The sequence below is a fragment of the Arcobacter defluvii genome, assembly GCF_013201725.1.
GTDB lineage: Bacteria > Campylobacterota > Campylobacteria > Campylobacterales > Arcobacteraceae > Aliarcobacter > Aliarcobacter defluvii.
Genome location: NZ_CP053835.1, coordinates 1,656,071 through 1,673,124 on the forward strand (window position 1 = coordinate 1,656,071; position 17,054 = coordinate 1,673,124).

A 17,054-nucleotide genomic window follows, 5' to 3' on the forward strand; every position below is an offset into this window, starting at 1 on the left:
ATTTTTTATAAAACTTTTTTAGCTTTTACATAAACTCTTTTGGGTGCTGGATATCCTTCAACAGTTTTTGTATTATCATTTTCATCTAAAAAATCTTCTAAACTTTGATCAAAAGACCATTCTGTTTTTCTCTGTTCTTCGGATGTTGTAACTGTTGTAGCAAGAATTTCGATATCTTCGAATCCTGCTCTTTCTAACCAATTTTTAAGTGCAGGAATTGTTGGAATAAAATAGATATTTGGAATTTTTGAATATCTTTTATTTGGTGTCAAACAAATCTCATCTTCGCCATCTATCATAAAAGTATCAATTAAAATTTCACCTTTACTATTTAATCCTCTTGCTAATGATTTTAAAGTTCCAACTGGGTCTGGTCTATGATATAAGACTCCAAGCATAAAAATAAAATCAAATTTATGATTATAAAATTCTAAATGCTCAACTCCTAGCATTTCATAGATTATTTCTGATTTCACAAAATGATTTATAAACTCAAATTGATGTAAAGTTAAAGGTGATGGATCAAAACCAATTAATCTTTTAGGTTTGTCTTCAAGCATTCTAAACATATAATAACCATTGTTACAACCAATGTCAGCAACAATTTTATCTTTTAGATTAAAAAAAGGACGTATAAGATTGTATTTAATATTACTTTGCCATTCACTATCTATTTCTAAACCAAAAACATTAAAAGGACCTTTTCTCCAAGGGATTAATTTTTTAGCTGTTTTAACTATAACTTCATATTCGTCATTTGTTAAATCTTCTCTTTTTCCTACACTAAACCAATCACCATAATCTATTTTCAAATCTGATTTTTTTATTTTACAAGCTTCTTGAAGCTGCAAATACCAAGGTTCAACATTTTTCCAAGTACGACATTCTTGTTTTTTATTTTGTAATATTTCTAAATTCATGGTGTAATTATAAATTTTTAAGATAAAATTCCATCTTAAATTAATAAGTATAACAGAAAATTGACATTTCATTAACGCTAAGTTAACCTCTTATTAATATAATCGACAAAACTAAAATTAAAAGGATATTTTTTGAAGCTTACAAATGTCTTATTCTCGTTTAAGACTACACTTATATTACTTGCTTTATTAGCAATTGGCGCAGGAGTTGCTACATTTATTGAAAATGATTTTGGTACTTCTTCAGCTAGAGTTTTGGTTTATAATAACCTTTGGTATGAAACAATTCTTGTATTAACTGCAATCAATTTAGTTGGAATAATTTTTAAATACAAAATGTGGAGAAATAAAGCTAGATTCATTTTTCACTCATCTTTTGTTATCATTTTAATTGGTGCTGGAATTACTAGATATATTGGATATGAGGGTATTATGCAAATACCAGAAGGTAAAACAGAGAATCAAATGCTTTCTCTTGAACCTTATTTACAAGTTACTATAAAAGATGGTGAAAAAATTTATTATCAAGAATATCAAAAAGAGTTTACATCTTTATTTCCTGAATTAAATAAATTTTCTCATGTTATTCATTTTGGAGATAAATCTTTAGAAGTAAACTATAAAGATTATATGTTTGTGAAAAAAAATGGTGCTAAAATGGGATTAACAACTGTAGAAGTTACTTATAATGGAGAAAAACAGGAATTAAGATTGCCAGGAATTAGAGGACAAGCTCCTATTCCAAGGGATATACAATTTGGTGATTTAAAAGTAACTTTAGGTTATGGTTCAAAAATTGTTGATTTACCTTTTTCTATTAAATTAAATGACTTTCAACTTGATAGATATCCAGGAAGTATGTCTCCTTCTTCATATGCATCTGAAGTTACAGTAATAAAAGAGGATGGAAAATCTTATGACTATAGAATTTTTATGAATAGAACTTTAAGTGAAGGAAATTTCTTATTTTTCCAAAGTTCATATTTCCCTGATGAAACAGGAACAGTTTTATCTGTAAATAATGACCCAGGAAAATGGCCAACTTATTTAGGATATTTTTTATTAACACTTGGATTACTTTTAAATTTCTTTGATAAAAAATCAAGATTTTGGAAATTAACTAAATTTGTAAGTAGTAAAAATATTGCTGCACTTGCAATTGCTATTGCATGTACATTTGCGACAAATTCTTTACAAGCAGCTGAAAATCAACCTGAAGTTGATAATTCAAAATTAACTGTTGATTATTTAAATAAATTAAAAGATGAATCTTTACAAACAGCTGATAAATTTGGTCATTTAGTTGTGCAAAGTAATGGTGGAAGAATGAAGCCATTAGCAACATTAGATAGAGAAATAATACAAAAATTAAGTGGAAGAGCTACTTTTTTAGGAATGACAGCTGATCAATTAGTAATTGGAATGTTATCTAAACCTGATGTTTGGAAAGATGTGAAAATAATTAAAATTCAAACTCCAAAACTTAAAAAGTTTTTAGGTGTTGATGTAAATGAAAAATATATTGCTTTTTCAGAGGTATTTAAAGATGGAGAATATTTATTAGCAGCAGAAGCTGAAAAAGCTCTACAAACAAAACCAATTGAAAGAGGAACTTACGAAAAGGATATTATAAAACTTGATGAAAAATTAAATATTATGTATTCTGTATTTAATGGTTCACTACTAAATATCTATCCTAAAGTAAAAGATACAAATAATCAAGATGATAATTTTAAATGGTATTCTCCATTAGAAGCAATGCAAAACTTCACAGGACAAAATCAAGCTGCTGTTGAAACAATAACAAGAGGATTGATAAATGCAATTGTTGAAAATAAATGGGAAGATGCTGATAATTTTATAAATATGATTTCTTTATATCAAGAAAGAGTTGGAGCTGATGTAATGCTTCCAAAATCAAAAATTGATGCTGAAATATTATTTAATAAGATAGATATTTTCTTTAAATTAACTTTAGCTTATATGCTTCTTGGTTTCGTAATGCTTGTTGTTGCACTTATGATTATATTTAAACCAGAATTTAAATTTGAAAAAATTACTAAATCATTTTTTGTTGTTTTAGCAATATTATTTGCATTACAAACATTTGGAATGGGTTATAGATGGGTTCTTTCAGGTCATGCACCTTGGTCAAATATTTACGAAACTTTAGTTTATATTTCTTGGTCTGCTGTATTTGCAGGAGTTATTTTCTTTAGAAAATCACTTTTAGCTTTAGGAGCAGCTGTTATTATCGCTGGGATTTTCATGTTTACAGCTCACTTAACAGATGTTGACCCACAAATCACAAACTTAGTTCCTGTATTAAAATCATACTGGTTAACTATTCACGTTTCTATTTTAACAGCTTCATACGGATTCTTTGGATTAGGAGCAATATTAGGTTTCTTAACTTTAGTTATGTTCATCTTTAGAAAAAGAAAACCTCACCTTGATCCAATAATCAAACATATTTCTGCAATTAATGAAATTGCTTTAATTATTGGTCTTGCTGCTGTTACAATTGGAAATTTCCTTGGTGGTGTTTGGGCAAATGAATCATGGGGAAGATATTGGGGATGGGATCCTAAAGAGACTTGGGCTTATGTATCAATTGTTGTTTATGCAATTGTACTTCATTTAAGATTTGTTAAATCATTAAATACACCTTATGCATTAGCTACAGCTTCACTTTTAGGATTTAGTTCAATAATTATGACTTATGTAGGAGTTAACTTCTATCTATCTGGAATGCACTCTTATGCAACAGGAGATCCTGTTCCAATTCCAGTTTGGGCTTATATAACTGTTTCTATTGCAATTATTACTATTATACTTGCATTCAGAAATAGAGATTTAAAAGAAACTATCTAAAAAATTTGAGGAGTTAAGTTATTTAACTCCTCAAAAAATTATTTTAATCTCATAAAACAAAATTTAACTTATTTAATATCAAACTTTTCATATAATATTCACCTTTTAAATTTAATCTTAGGAAAATAATGCATAGTGATAAATTAAAGAATATTATATCTTATACAAAAAACTTCAATGTATTATATATTGAAGATAATATTGATGTACAACAACAAACAACAAAAATGTTATCATCTTTCTTTAAAAAAATTGAACTTGCAAATAATGGAAAAGAAGCTCTTGAACTATTTAAAGAAGCTAGTTTTAATTTAATTATTACAGATATAAAAATGCCTTTAGTTGATGGTATTTCACTAATTGAATCAGTAAGAAGGATTGATAAAAAGATACCTATTATTGTTCTTTCAGCACACGATGATAAAGAATATTTTTTGAAGACTATAAATCAAGGAATTGACGGATATATCCTAAAACCATACACTTTAGAACAAATATTACAAACTTTATATAATTTAATTCAAAAATATGATTTAGAAAAGAAGTTTGATAATAAAGTCAAATTAAAATCAGGTTTTATTTGGGATAAAAATATAAATCAATTACAAAAAAACAATGAAATAATCAAATTATCAAAATATGAAAGAAAACTTTTTGAACTGTTTATTTCTACTAATTGTAACTCAAAAAGTTATGATGAAATAGAATATCATCTATTTAATAACTATGAAAATAATACTAAAAAATTAAGAAATTTAATCACAAGATTAAAACAAAAACTAAATTATGATTTATTTGAAACAGTTTATTCTCATGGCTATACATTGAAATATGAAGAAAATGAAGAATGAAATTTTCATTTTTCATTTTTTTTATCATAATTCTTAATATATCATTAAATGCAAATAATAATGAAATTGTATTAACAAAAGAAGAATATAAATTTCTAGTAGAAAATCAACCTTTAAAAATACAAAATGAACTAAACTGGCCTCCATATAATTTCAATGAAAATGGCATTCCAAAAGGTTTTGCGATTGATTATATGAATTTATTAGCAAAAAAATTAAATATCAAAATAAAATATATCACTGGTCCATCTTGGGATGAATTTATGGAAATGTTAAAAAAAGATGAAATCGATGCAATTATAAATATTTCAAAAAATAAAGAAAGAGAAAAATATTTTGATTTTTCAAATATCTATCATTTAGCTTCAAATGCAATTTATGTAAAAAAAGGAAATGAAACTCTAGATTCATTAGAAAAACTTGAAGGTAAAACTATCGTAATGCCAAAAGGTTTTTTTGCTCAAGAATATCTAGAAAAGAATTATCCAAATATACATCAAATTTTAGTAAAAGACTCTCTTGAAGCATTAAAATTGTTATCTTTAGGTAAAGCTGATGCAACTATTGATAAAAAAAATGTTTTAGATTATTTAATATCAACTAAAAATATTTCAGAAGTTATTCCTACAAACTATATAGATGAAGATAAATTAATAAGTCATATAAGAATAGCAACATCAAAAAACAAACCTTTACTAAACACTATTTTAATCAAAGCTCAAAATAGCGTTTCAGACGAAGAATTATTAAACTTAAAAAAGAAATGGTTTGGAACAACAGATATTAAAAATGAAAAGAATTTTTTAACAAATGATGAAAAAAATTATATTAATAAACACTCTATAAAAATCTGCCATATTATAGATTTAAAACCTATTGAATTTTTTGAAAATAATCAATTTCAAGGAATAAACATAGATTTATTAAATTTAATAGCAAAAAAATTAGCTATTAAATTTGAAGATATAAAAGTTAATGATTATCAAACAGCTATAAACTACTTAAAAAATGGAACTTGTGATATTTTACCAACAACAATTGAAAATACAAATTTAAAAAATATTGCACTTTTAACAACTCCTATTTTAAGTTATAAATTAGCAATCATAACTCAAAAAAACAAACCTGTTGTTCAAAATTTAGATGAAATTATAAACAAAACAATGTCAAAGAAATCAACTTCTGAAACCCTTAATCTTCTAAAATCAAAATATCCTAATATAAATATTTTTGAAACATCAAATGATTATGAAACCCTAGAAGCTGTAAATAACAATAAAGTATATTATGCAGTTGAACCTTTACCTGTAATAACTTATTATATGTCTAAATATGCTTTAAATGATATTTATATATCAAGATATACTGACATGACATTAAATGTAAAATTTGCAATATTAAAAGAAAATTATGTTTTATATGAGATTTTCAATAAAACAATAAGTCAAATAAAAGAGTATGAGTATACAACAATATCCAATAAATGGACAAACTCTTTTTTAAAAGATTCGTATGATTATTCTTTATTATGGAAAGTTTTATCTTTTATTTTTATTATTTTAAGTGTTTTAACTTATAGACAAGTAATTTTAAATAAACATAACAGACTTTTAAAACTTGCAAATAATGAAATTGCAGAAAAAACAAAATTAATTGAAAAACAAAAAGAACTTTTTGAAAAACTATATAATAAATCAGCAGATGGTGTTTTACTTATAAAAGATAATAAAATTATTGATTGTAATGAAGCAAGCTTAAAAATCCTTCAATATGAGAAAGATGAACTTCTAAATAAATTTTTACCTGATATTTCTCCTAAATATCAATTAAATATGAAAGAATCATCTATAAAAGCTCAAGAAAAAATAAATGAAGTTCTAAAAAACGGAATTTGTAGTTTTGAATGGATTCATCAAAATAAAGATTCTGAAAAACTTTGGATAGAAGTAGTTCTTACAGCAATTGAAATAGATAATATATCTGTTATTCATACAGTTATTAGAGATATTAATAAACGTAAAAAAATGGAAAAAGAACTTGAAAGTTTAACTTATAAATTAGAAGAGCGTATTGAAGAAGAAATCAAAAAAAATAAAGAAAAAACAAATCAATTAATTCAACAATCAAGACTGGCTCAAATGGGAGAAATGATTAGTATGATTGCACATCAATGGAGACAACCATTATCAGCTATTAGTGCAACAACTAATACTTTATTATTAAAACTTTTATTAGATGAAAAAATAGATAATGAACAACTAAAAAAAGAGTTAAATCTAATAATAGATTATTCACAACATCTATCTTTAACAATAGATGATTTCAGAAATTTCTTTAAAACTGATAAAATAAAAAGCGAAACTACTTTAGAAGAACTAATAGAAAAATCTGTAAATATTATAAAAACTTCTTTTGTATCAAAAAATATTGAACTAAAAATAAACAATAATTTCAATGAAAAAATCATTACATATACTACTGAATTACAACAAGTAATTCTAATTATTTTAAAAAATGCAGAAGATGCTTTTATTGAAAGAAGAATTAAAAATAAAAAAATCAGTATAAAAACTTATAAAGAAGCTGATTCTATAATAATTCAAATAAAAGATAATGCAGGTGGGATTTCACTTGATATTATTGATAAAGTATTTGATCCATATTTTTCAACAAAAAAAGAAAAAGAAGGAACAGGTATAGGACTTTATATGAGTAAAATTATAATTGATGATCATTGTAAAGGAAATCTAAGTGTAATAAATAGTGAAAATGGTGCTCTTTTTACTATCAAATTACCTCTTAGTTTATAATGATATAATACAAAAAAATTTAAAGGATTTTTAGAAAATGGACAATAATATAATTGATATTTTTAAAGAAATTACTGCAATTCCAAGATGTTCAGGAACTCATGAAGCATTTATAAATTATATGAAAAATTTATCAAAAGAATTAGGATATTTATGTTTAGTTGATGAATATAATAATATTTTATGTAAAAAAGAAAATTCAAATGCAAAATTAGCTTTTCAATCACACTATGACATAGTTTGTTTAAGTGATAATTGTGTTCCTAATATTGTACAAGATGGAGATTTATTAAAAGCTACTGATTCAACACTAGGAAGTGATAATGGAATTGGATGTTCATATATGATTGCTTTAATGTGTGAAAAATATGATGGAGAGTTTTTATTTACAAGTGATGAAGAAATTGGACTTATTGGAGCAAATAACTTAAGTTTACCATTAAATGCCTCTTATATGCTAAATCTTGATAGTGAAGAAGAAGGAGAGATTTGTATAGGTTGTGCAGGTGGAGTTGATATTTTTGGAACTAATTCAAATAAAAAAATTATTCCAAATACAGATAATCTTGATTTATATGAGATAACTATTTCTAAACTTCAAGGTGGGCACAGTGGTGTTGATATAGATAAAAATATTCCAAATGGAATAAAACTAATTGCAAAAACAATCAAAGAGTGTAATGGAAAACTTCTTGATATAAATGGAGGAGAGAGAATCAACTCAATTCCAGTTAATGTAAAAGCAATAATTGCTTCAAAATTGACTCCAATTGCTAGCCATGAATTTATGAAAATAGAAAAAATAGATACAAAAACTGAACATTTAAATGTTTATGATGATAAAATTATTGATTTTATATATGATTTTCAAAATGGTGTAAGAGCTATGAATGATGAATTAAAAGTTGTTCAAAACTCTATAAATCTCGCAATTATAAAAACTGGAATAAATGAAATAAAAATAGAACTAAGCGCTAGGTCTATGGATAATACTGAATTAAAAAATCTAAAAGATGAAACAATAAAAATGTTAGAAGATTATAACTTTATTGTTGAAACAAATGGAAAATATCCAGCTTGGAAACCAGATATAAATGAATTTACATCAAAAGTTTTAGAAATCTATAAAGAGGTTAATCCTAAAGCTTCACTTGAAGCTATTCATGCTGGACTTGAATGTGCAATATTTAAAGACAAATATCCTCATATAAAAGTAGCTTCAATAGGACCTACTATAAACTTTCCTCACTCTAAAAAAGAACAAGTTTCTATAAAATCAGTAGAAAATGTTTATAAAATTGTAAAAAAAATAACTCAAGAAATGAAATAGGATTTTTCCTATTTATTTCTAGCCTTTTCAATATCATAACTATATTTATATACCATATAGTCAAAAAGTTTTGCTTCTTCATTCTTTTGAAAAAATAAAAACATTTCTACAAGCCTAAAAGAAATTCTAAAAAAAGCTGTAAAAGGTACCATATAAGCTAAAACTGTAGCATATGTTCTATATGGATAATACTTATCTAATTCCTCTTTTAATTCTTTTAAAACTAAACTCTCTTCTTGTAATTTTGTTCTATCTTGATTAGAAATAACTCGTATTGCTATTAAAAAATTTAATACAAACATCAAAGCATTTAAATTCCAACCAATTATACAAATATCTAAATAACTCATAAATCACCTATTATTAAAAACTTTCCCACTCATCATCTTCTTTATTTTTTATTGCTTGTATTTTTTCAACTTTTTGATTAGAAATAGCTTTATTTGTTTTTGATATGTTTTCGTTTGATATTTCTTTTTCTATTCTAGTATCTTCTATCTTTATAGAATTTTTGCCTTCAAACTCCTTTTCATCTGCACTCTCAACTATTTTTTTTGCAATTTTTGAAGTTTTTTTTGCTATATCATTCGTCATATTTGCAACTAAAGCATTTTCTTGTGTTTGTTTATCCAAACTATTAATAGCATCATTTATTTGTTCTACACCTTTTTGCTGCTCTTTTGAAGATGTTGTTATTTCTGAAATTAAACTTATTGTTTGGTTTATATTTTCATTTAATAAACTATATCCTTTTATCATTTCATTTGAAATTTCTTTTCCTTCATCAGCTTTAACAGTTGCATCTTGTACTAAATTCTTTATTTCACGCGCTGCTTCTGCACTTCTACTAGCAAGATTTCTTACTTCAGCAGCAACAACAGCAAATCCTTTTCCAGCTTCTCCTGCAGTTGCTGCTTCTACTGCTGCATTAAGTGAAAGTATATTTGTTTGAAATGCTATTTGATCTATTACACTTATCGCTTCATTTATTGCTTCAACTTTTTGATTTATCTCTTCCATTGCATTAGTTGTTTTTGAAGCCAATTTTTCGCCTTGATTTGCAGAAGTTGTTACATTATTTGATATTTGTGCCATTTCTGAAATTTTTAAAGTTGAGTTTGAAATACTACTTGTAACTTCTTCTAAAGCAGCAGCTGTTTCTTCAAGCCTTGCAGCTGCATCATTTGAACTTTGATTTAATTTTGCTACATTAGATAAAAGAATGTTTGAAGATTCATTTAAAGTTAATCCATTTCTTTTATTTTCTTGAAGCATTAAGTTAATTGCACTTCTTAATTTATTTATATCAGTGATTAATAACTCAAAAACTCCACCTTTTTCAATATTATCTAATTTTAATTCATTTATATAATTATATTTTGCATACTCTTCTAAAGTTTCATTTATAGTAACAAAGTGCTGTTTTGTGGATTTAATCATATCATTAATACCATCTTTTAAAATAGCTAATGTTTTATTTGAAGTTTTTTCTTCAATTAATTGACTATACCAACCATGTTTAACTCTTGAAATTACAATAGATGCATCATCAATAAGTTTTTTATCTTCTTCTAAATTATTTTGAATATTTTTAACATTTTCATTAATCAAATTTGCCATTTGACCAAATTCATCAGAACTTTTAATATCAATAAGTTCAATATTTTCATTTTTTCTATTTAGAAAATCAAAAAAAGCATTTAGACCATGTTTAAACTTATTTAATGAACCTACAATATCTTTTGTTAAAATAAAAAGTGCAGAAATGATTATAAATAAAATAATAAATGATTCTATAAAAATAAAGTTTTTTAGACTTGTCATTTCTTCATGATAAGCTTTAGTTCTAATATTTAAACCATTATTTTTTGTTTTAATTATTATGTCAAATGCTTCTTTACTTAATTTCGATAAATTTTCTGTTTTTTCAAGATGCTGCTTGTACATCAAACTTAAAACTTCAGGAGTTTTATTTAAATCTTTTAAACTTTTTATGTCAACTAAAATTTGATTTAATAAAGCAAATGTTTTTTCTTTTGAATCTATTGTCTCTTTAAGTTTTTTATCTTGATTAAAAGTTCCTTTAAAACTTAAATACAACTCTTCAAAAAGTTTTTCTATATTTTCTTTATTTTTTAAAATATTTGCAAGATTTTCATCATAAGAATTTCCTAAAAAAATATTTTTTACAGAACTATCCATCAAATTTAACTCTTTTTCAATATCTAAAGCTAAAAATTTACCATTTACAGCTTTTTCTTTAAAAATATCAAAATTTTTATCTGCATTTAAAACTGTATTAAATTTAAAAACAGCCATTACTAAAATTATTACAAATACACCCACCCCAAAGATGAACATTTTTTTTGCAATACTAAATTTCAAAGCACTACTTTCCACTTTCTCTCCTACTTCACTTATCTTATATTCTAATAAGTATAACATAAAAATTTTTAATATTATTCTCTACTAAAAATGACATTTATCTAAACTACTAAATCAATTTAGTATAATTATTTCTTTTAAATTAATAAAATGAGACGTTATGACAAAAAATGAATATGATTTAAATATTGAAAAATTAATCTCTTGGGCTAAAGCCTATTATGTATTTGATAATCCAATAGCAACTGATGAAGAGTATGATAAACTATCTCGTGCTTGTTTAGCTTTTGAACAAAAAAATCCACAACTTTCACATCCAAATTCACCAAATAAAAGAGTTGGTGGATTTGTACTAGAAGGTTTTGAAAAAGCTTCTCATTTATCTCGTATGTGGTCACAAGAAGATGTTTTTAATACAGAAGAACTTGAGGATTGGATAAAAAGGGCTTCAAAAGTAGCAACAAATTTAGATTTTTATTGTCAACCAAAATTTGATGGAGCTTCACTAAATATCATCTATGAAAATGGTATTTTAAAACAAGCAATTACAAGAGGTGATGGAAGTATTGGAGAAGATGTAACAAACAATGTAAAAACAATCTTTTCTATTCCACTTCAAATAGAAGAAAAATCATTGATAGAAATCAGAGGTGAAATTGTTATAAAAAAAGCTGACTTTGAAAAAATAAATATTGAGCGAATAAAAAACAACGAACAAGTTTTTGCAAATCCAAGAAATGCAGCTGCTGGAAGTTTGCGACAACTTGACCCAAATATCACAGCAAAAAGAAAACTGTTTTTTAATGTTTGGGGAGTTGGTTTAAACTCACTTGGATACACAAAATACTCTGAAATGATGAATTATATCTACTCTTTAGGTTTTGTAAAACCACCTATGCAAACTTTAACTTCAAGTGTTGAAGGAATTGAAAAACTTTACCATGAGATTATTGCAGTAAGAGATAATATAGAAATGATGCTTGATGGAATGGTTATAAAAATAGATGACATCGAAACACAAGATGAATTAGGTTATACAGTTAAATTTCCACGATGGTCATGTGCTTATAAATTCCCTGCTTTAGAAAAAACAACAAAAATCAAAGATATTATCTTACAAGTTGGAAGAACAGGAGTTATTACTCCTGTTGCTGTTGTTGAACCAACAGATATTGAAGGAGTTATAGTAGAACGAGCAAGTTTGCATAACTTTGATGAAATTGCAAGAAAAGATATAAAAATCAATGATGAAGTAATAATCATACGAAGTGGTGATGTTATTCCAAAAATTACAAAAGTTTTTACTGAACGAAGAGATGGAACTCAATTTGATATTCCTCGCCCTACTTCTTGTCCTGATTGTTCTAGTGAACTTTTAGATGAAGGTGCACTTATAAAATGTCAAAATCTTGATTGTCCTTCAAGAGTTGTAAACTCTATCATCTATTTTGCAAGTAAAAATTGTATGAATATTGATGGACTTGGAAACAAAATAGTTGAACAACTTGTAAGGGAGAAAAAAATCTATGATATTTTAGATATTTACTCATTAAAATATAATGATTTACAAGACTTAGAAGGTTTTAAAGAAAAAAAAATAAATAATCTTCTAAATGCAATAGAAAATACAAAAGGAAGTGAACTTCATAGAATTATCAATGCTTTAGGAATTGAACATATTGGAGAAGTAGCTTCAAAACAAATCTGCTTAGAATTTGGATTAAATGTTATAAATTTAACTTTTGAAGAACTTATATCTTTGGACGGTATTGGCGAGCAAATGGCAAACTCATTTACTGAATTTATGAGAGTAAATAAAGAGTTAGTAGAAAAATTAATCTCTATAATAAATCCAAAAGTTGAAGAGAAAATTGAAGTAGAGGAAAATCCTTTTAAAGGAAAAACTGTTGTTATCACTGGAACAATGAGTATTAGCCGAGGTGAGATTAAAAAAACACTTGAATTATTAGGCGCAAAAGTAGCTTCAAGTGTCTCTAAAAAAACAGATTATGTGATTTTTGGAGAAGATGCAGGAAGTAAATATGATAAAGCAATTGAACTAAATGTTACAACAATAACAGAAGATGAAATGAACAAACTAATTTCTTAAAAGGAAATATAAATGGTAAAAAAGCAACGACTTGAAAAGTTTTTATCTAAACATTTTGTTAGATATTCTTTAATTCCTATTTTAGTTGTAGAAATTGCATTATTAGTAATGTACTTTTCAATCAATGCATATATTTCCTCAAAAAATATTAATTTATTACTTAATGAAGCCCAATCACATTCTCAAGCAATACTTGAGAATGAAGCTAATTTTATTAGTGAAAAATTAAATGAAGTTTCAAAAATAGCACTTCTTTTACAAAATGAACACCAAGCAATTTTTGAAAACCCAAATAGATTTGGTTTACCAAATAATGAACCAAAATTTGCAATTGCGCAAAATGGTGTCTTTTATAAAACAAATAAAATAGGAGCAAGTTTATATTATTCTTCTAAAACGCCTATATCACAAAAAGAAATAGATAAAGCAACATTTACTGAAGCTATGGATATATCTTTAAAAAGTATTGTAGATATAAATCCGGATATCGTTGCAGCATATTTTAACTCTTGGGATAATATGAATCGTTTATATCCTTTTATTCCAAAAGTTTATGAGCAATATGGTGAACACATAAATATGGAAGATTATAATTTTTACTATTTAGCCAATAAAAAACATAATCCAGATAAAAAACCTGTTTGGACGGGAGCTTATCTTGATCCAGCTGGAAATGGTTGGATGTTATCATGTATAGTTCCAATATACAAAAATGATTTTTTAGAAGGAGTTACAGGACTTGATATTACAATTGATAGATTTGTTAAAAATATTTTAAATAGAAAACTTCCATATGATGCAAATTTATTTATGGTTGATAAAGATGGTATGATTATTGCTATGCCTGAAAAAATAGAAGAATTATTGGGACTAAAAGAGTTAAAAGAGCATTTATATACAGATGCTATTTTAAAAACTATTTCTAAACCTGAAGAATTTAATCTATTAAAAAATAAAAGTCCATTTGCAGAACATTTTAAAGATTTGATAAAAAATAATAAAACTCTTTCAACACTAAAAATCGACAATAATGAATATCTAACACTACAACAAAATATAAATGAAACAAACTGGAAACTAATGATTTTGATTGATAAAAAGAACATATTTGCATCAATTGAATATTTAAAAAATTTATCAGATAAAATTGGTTATATTGCTATTGTTTTATTATTAGTGTTTTATATCATATTTTTCTATTTATTATTAAAAAAAATCAATAAATTTTCTTTTTCAATTACTCAACCTATTATTGATTTATCTGAGCAAACTTCACAAATAAAAGAGACAAGCAATAAGGTAAAAATTCTTGATACAAATATATTAGAAATTTCTCAATTAAATCAAAATTTTTCAGAAATGATTAATGAATTAAATCTAAAAAACAAAAAACTATATGATGCAAAAGTTTTTGCAGAAGAAGCAAATAGAGCAAAAGATGATTTTCTTGCAAATATGAGTCATGAATTAAAAACTCCATTAAATTCAATAAATGTAATCAGTGATATTATGCTTAAAAATAAATCTAATTCTTTAGATGAAACTCAATTAAAAAATATCAAAATTATAAATAAATGTGGTAAAGATTTAATTTATTTAATAACAGATATTTTAGATTTATCAAAACTGGATGCAAAAAAAACAAATCTTATTATAGAAAAAATTGATATAAAAAAATCTATTCAAACAATCTATGATAAATTTTATGAACAAGCCAAAAATAAAAATTTGGAATTTGTTTTAGAAATAAATGAAGATATTGAAGATATTTATACAGATTTAGGAAAATTAAAACAAATAATCAATAATCTTTTAAGTAATGCTGTTAAATTTACAAATAAAGGTCAAATTAGATTAAAAGTTCAAAATGAAAATGATTTTATTAAAATAAATATAGAAGATGATGGTATTGGTATTGCTCAAGAGAATCTTAATAAAATTTTTGAAAGATTTAAACAAGTAGATAGTAGTACAACTAGAAAATATGGTGGAACAGGACTTGGATTAGCAATTTCTAAAGAATTATGTGAATTATTAGGTATAAAAATTGATGTAAAAAGTGAATTAAATAAAGGAACAATTTTTGAATTATTAATTCCTAAAAATTTTAGAAATGATATAAATAGTTCAAATGAAATGCTAAGTGTAATTGAAGATAAATCAACCATAAATTCATATGAAAATCTAGAATTAGAAAAAGATTCTAATAAGGAGAAAAAAACTAAAGATACTGTTTTAATTCTAAATAATGATCCAATCACTTTTTTAAATTTAATTACCGTATTAAATAAAAAATATATTGTTAAACAAACAAATTCTTTAGAAAAGTTGATTGATTTAAAAAATAAGAATGAAAATTCAAAAATTATAATTGATATTTCAAAATTAACTGATTTAGAAAGAAATCAAATAAATGAAAAATTAGCTAATAACTTGATTGTTCTTTATTCGAATGATGAATTAGATTTTATAAATAAAGATAAAATTGAAAAATCTTTTAAACTTCCAATTTCAAATGAAGAGATGAATAGTATATAAATAGATGATTTTTATCATCTATTTATTTTAAAGTATAATAATAAACTTTAATCCTTTATCTGCATTTACTACTTCCAGTTTACCTTCAAAACTGTTTTCAACAATTATTTTAACTAAATATAAACCTATACCAGTTCCATTTTCTTTGGTTGTAAAATAAGGTTCTAATATTCTGTCTAAATTTTCTTTTTCAACACCACCAGCATTATCTTCTAAAATAAGAACTGTTTTATCATTTTCTTTATGTGCACTTATAAATATTTCTGGTTCTTTAATATCTCTTTCTTTAAATTCATCTAAAGAATTATTTACAATATTAATTATCAATTGTAACAATTCAGTTTCAACACCAAAAATTTTTAAATCTTCATCCAAATCTAAATTTATATTTGCACTATATACTTTTATTTTATTTTTTAATATCTCTTCTGTTTTAACAATGCAATTTTTAAGTAAAAATTCTTCCTTTTTTTTATTGGGTTTAAAAAAATTTAAAAAACCATTTATTGTAGCATCCATATAGTTAATCTGTTTTTTTGTATTATCTGAAAAACGTTTCATATGTTCTTCATCAAGTTCATTAAAATCATAAGACATATTTACATCATCACAATACATTGATAAAACATTTAATGGCTGTTTTAATTGATGAGAAATTAAACCTACCATTTCGCCCATTGAAGCAATTCTGCTATTTTGAATTAGTAAATCTTGAGTTTCATTTAATTTTTCTGTTGTTGCTTTTATTTTGTTATAAATATCTATATAAATCTTTAATTTTGAAGTTAAAAGATGTTTGTCAATTGGCTTAGTTATATATTCAACACCACCAACATCATAACCTTTACTTTTATATTCATCTTTATCATAAATACCTGTTATAAAAATTATTGGTATATGTTTAATTGAATCTATACCTTTTATATATTGAGCAAATTCAAATCCATCAATATCTGGCATTTGAATATCAGTTAAAATCAAATCAATATTATTTTCAACTAATATTTTAATCGCTTCTTTAGCATTTAATGCTGTAAAAATATTTACATCAAAACTCTCTTCAATTAATAATCTCAATGAATAAATATTTTCTTCTATATCATCTACAATCAAAATAGCAAATTTTTCCATTTTATTCCTATAATTTTTAAGTGAAATATTAATTTAAAAAATTTCATCTTTATATTTATCTCTTAATTTAATTATATTATAAAAAAGTATTATAAAAATATCATT

At 24.5% G+C, this 17,054-nt stretch carries 9 protein-coding genes and 1 pseudogene; 6 read left to right on the forward strand and 4 right to left on the reverse strand.

What is annotated here, in order from left to right; translation table 11 throughout:
• Nucleotides 1-5 precede the first annotated feature (5 nt).
• Nucleotides 6-920 (reverse strand): tRNA 5-methoxyuridine(34)/uridine 5-oxyacetic acid(34) synthase CmoB, encoded by a 915-nt coding sequence (gene cmoB / locus ADFLV_RS08450; protein ID WP_014474338.1) that lies wholly within the window; start codon nt 918-920, stop codon nt 6-8.
• A gap of 132 nt (nt 921-1,052) precedes the next feature.
• Between cmoB and ccsA the strand changes: the two genes are divergently transcribed.
• From ccsA to ADFLV_RS08470, 4 genes are all read left to right on the forward strand, one after another.
• Nucleotides 1,053-3,794 carry a cytochrome c biogenesis protein CcsA gene (gene ccsA, locus ADFLV_RS08455; RefSeq protein WP_129010640.1) on the forward strand — a complete coding sequence of 914 codons (2,742 nt, stop codon included), beginning with the start codon at nt 1,053-1,055 and terminating at the stop codon, nt 3,792-3,794.
• Nucleotides 3,795-3,922: 128 nt separating this feature from the next.
• Nucleotides 3,923-4,645 (forward strand): response regulator transcription factor, encoded by a 723-nt coding sequence (locus tag ADFLV_RS08460; protein ID WP_014474340.1) that lies wholly within the window; start codon nt 3,923-3,925, stop codon nt 4,643-4,645.
• Nucleotides 4,642-7,455, forward strand: a complete 2,814-nt coding sequence (locus ADFLV_RS08465) for a transporter substrate-binding domain-containing protein (RefSeq protein WP_129010639.1) — start codon at nt 4,642-4,644, stop codon at nt 7,453-7,455. Before ADFLV_RS08460 ends, ADFLV_RS08465 begins: the two co-directional genes overlap by 4 nt.
• 37 nt (nt 7,456-7,492) lie before the next feature.
• A complete protein-coding gene (locus tag ADFLV_RS08470) occupies nt 7,493-8,785 on the forward strand; it encodes a zinc-binding metallopeptidase family protein (RefSeq protein ID WP_129010638.1) in 1,293 nt (430 codons plus the stop codon).
• Nucleotides 8,786-8,793: 8 nt separating this feature from the next.
• Here ADFLV_RS08470 and ADFLV_RS08475 read toward each other — a convergent pair whose 3' ends face one another.
• Together ADFLV_RS08475 and ADFLV_RS15295 are read right to left on the reverse strand one after the other, a co-directional pair.
• On the reverse strand, nt 8,794-9,135 hold the full coding sequence (locus ADFLV_RS08475; protein ID WP_014474343.1) for a hypothetical protein: 342 nt from the start codon (nt 9,133-9,135) through the stop codon (nt 8,794-8,796).
• A gap of 13 nt (nt 9,136-9,148) precedes the next feature.
• Nucleotides 9,149-9,865 (reverse strand): annotated as a pseudogene (locus ADFLV_RS15295) (methyl-accepting chemotaxis protein); the annotation flags it as partial.
• A 1,465-nt stretch (nt 9,866-11,330) separates the two neighbouring features.
• On the opposite strand from ADFLV_RS15295, the gene ligA reads away from it, so the two are divergent.
• Nucleotides 11,331-13,280 (forward strand): NAD-dependent DNA ligase LigA, encoded by a 1,950-nt coding sequence (gene ligA / locus ADFLV_RS08485; protein WP_129010636.1) that lies wholly within the window; start codon nt 11,331-11,333, stop codon nt 13,278-13,280.
• A 12-nt stretch (nt 13,281-13,292) separates the two neighbouring features.
• Complete coding sequence (locus tag ADFLV_RS08490) at nt 13,293-15,818, forward strand: sensor histidine kinase (RefSeq protein WP_129010635.1); 2,526 nt, start codon at nt 13,293-13,295, stop codon at nt 15,816-15,818.
• A 27-nt stretch (nt 15,819-15,845) separates the two neighbouring features.
• Here the strand turns inward: ADFLV_RS08490 and ADFLV_RS08495 are convergent, their stop codons facing one another.
• Entirely contained in the window at nt 15,846-16,949 is a 1,104-nt protein-coding gene (locus ADFLV_RS08495) for a response regulator (RefSeq protein ID WP_014474347.1), read from the reverse strand.
• Between the last annotated feature and the right edge of the window lie 105 nt (nt 16,950-17,054).

What these genes read in the sequence shown, in the direction of transcription:
- ADFLV_RS08460 (WP_014474340.1), top strand. Translation starts at nt 3,923, where the DNA reads ATGCATAGTGATAAATTAAAGAATATTATATCTTATACAAAAAACTTC.
- ligA (WP_129010636.1), top strand. Translation starts at nt 11,331, where the DNA reads ATGACAAAAAATGAATATGATTTAAATATTGAAAAATTAATCTCTTGG.
- ADFLV_RS08475 (WP_014474343.1), bottom strand. Translation starts at nt 9,135, where the DNA reads ATGAGTTATTTAGATATTTGTATAATTGGTTGGAATTTAAATGCTTTG.
- ADFLV_RS08465 (WP_129010639.1), top strand. Translation starts at nt 4,642, where the DNA reads ATGAAATTTTCATTTTTCATTTTTTTTATCATAATTCTTAATATATCA.
- cmoB (WP_014474338.1), bottom strand. Translation starts at nt 920, where the DNA reads ATGAATTTAGAAATATTACAAAATAAAAAACAAGAATGTCGTACTTGG.
- ADFLV_RS08470 (WP_129010638.1), top strand. Translation starts at nt 7,493, where the DNA reads ATGGACAATAATATAATTGATATTTTTAAAGAAATTACTGCAATTCCA.
- ADFLV_RS08490 (WP_129010635.1), top strand. Translation starts at nt 13,293, where the DNA reads ATGGTAAAAAAGCAACGACTTGAAAAGTTTTTATCTAAACATTTTGTT.
- ADFLV_RS08495 (WP_014474347.1), bottom strand. Translation starts at nt 16,949, where the DNA reads ATGGAAAAATTTGCTATTTTGATTGTAGATGATATAGAAGAAAATATT.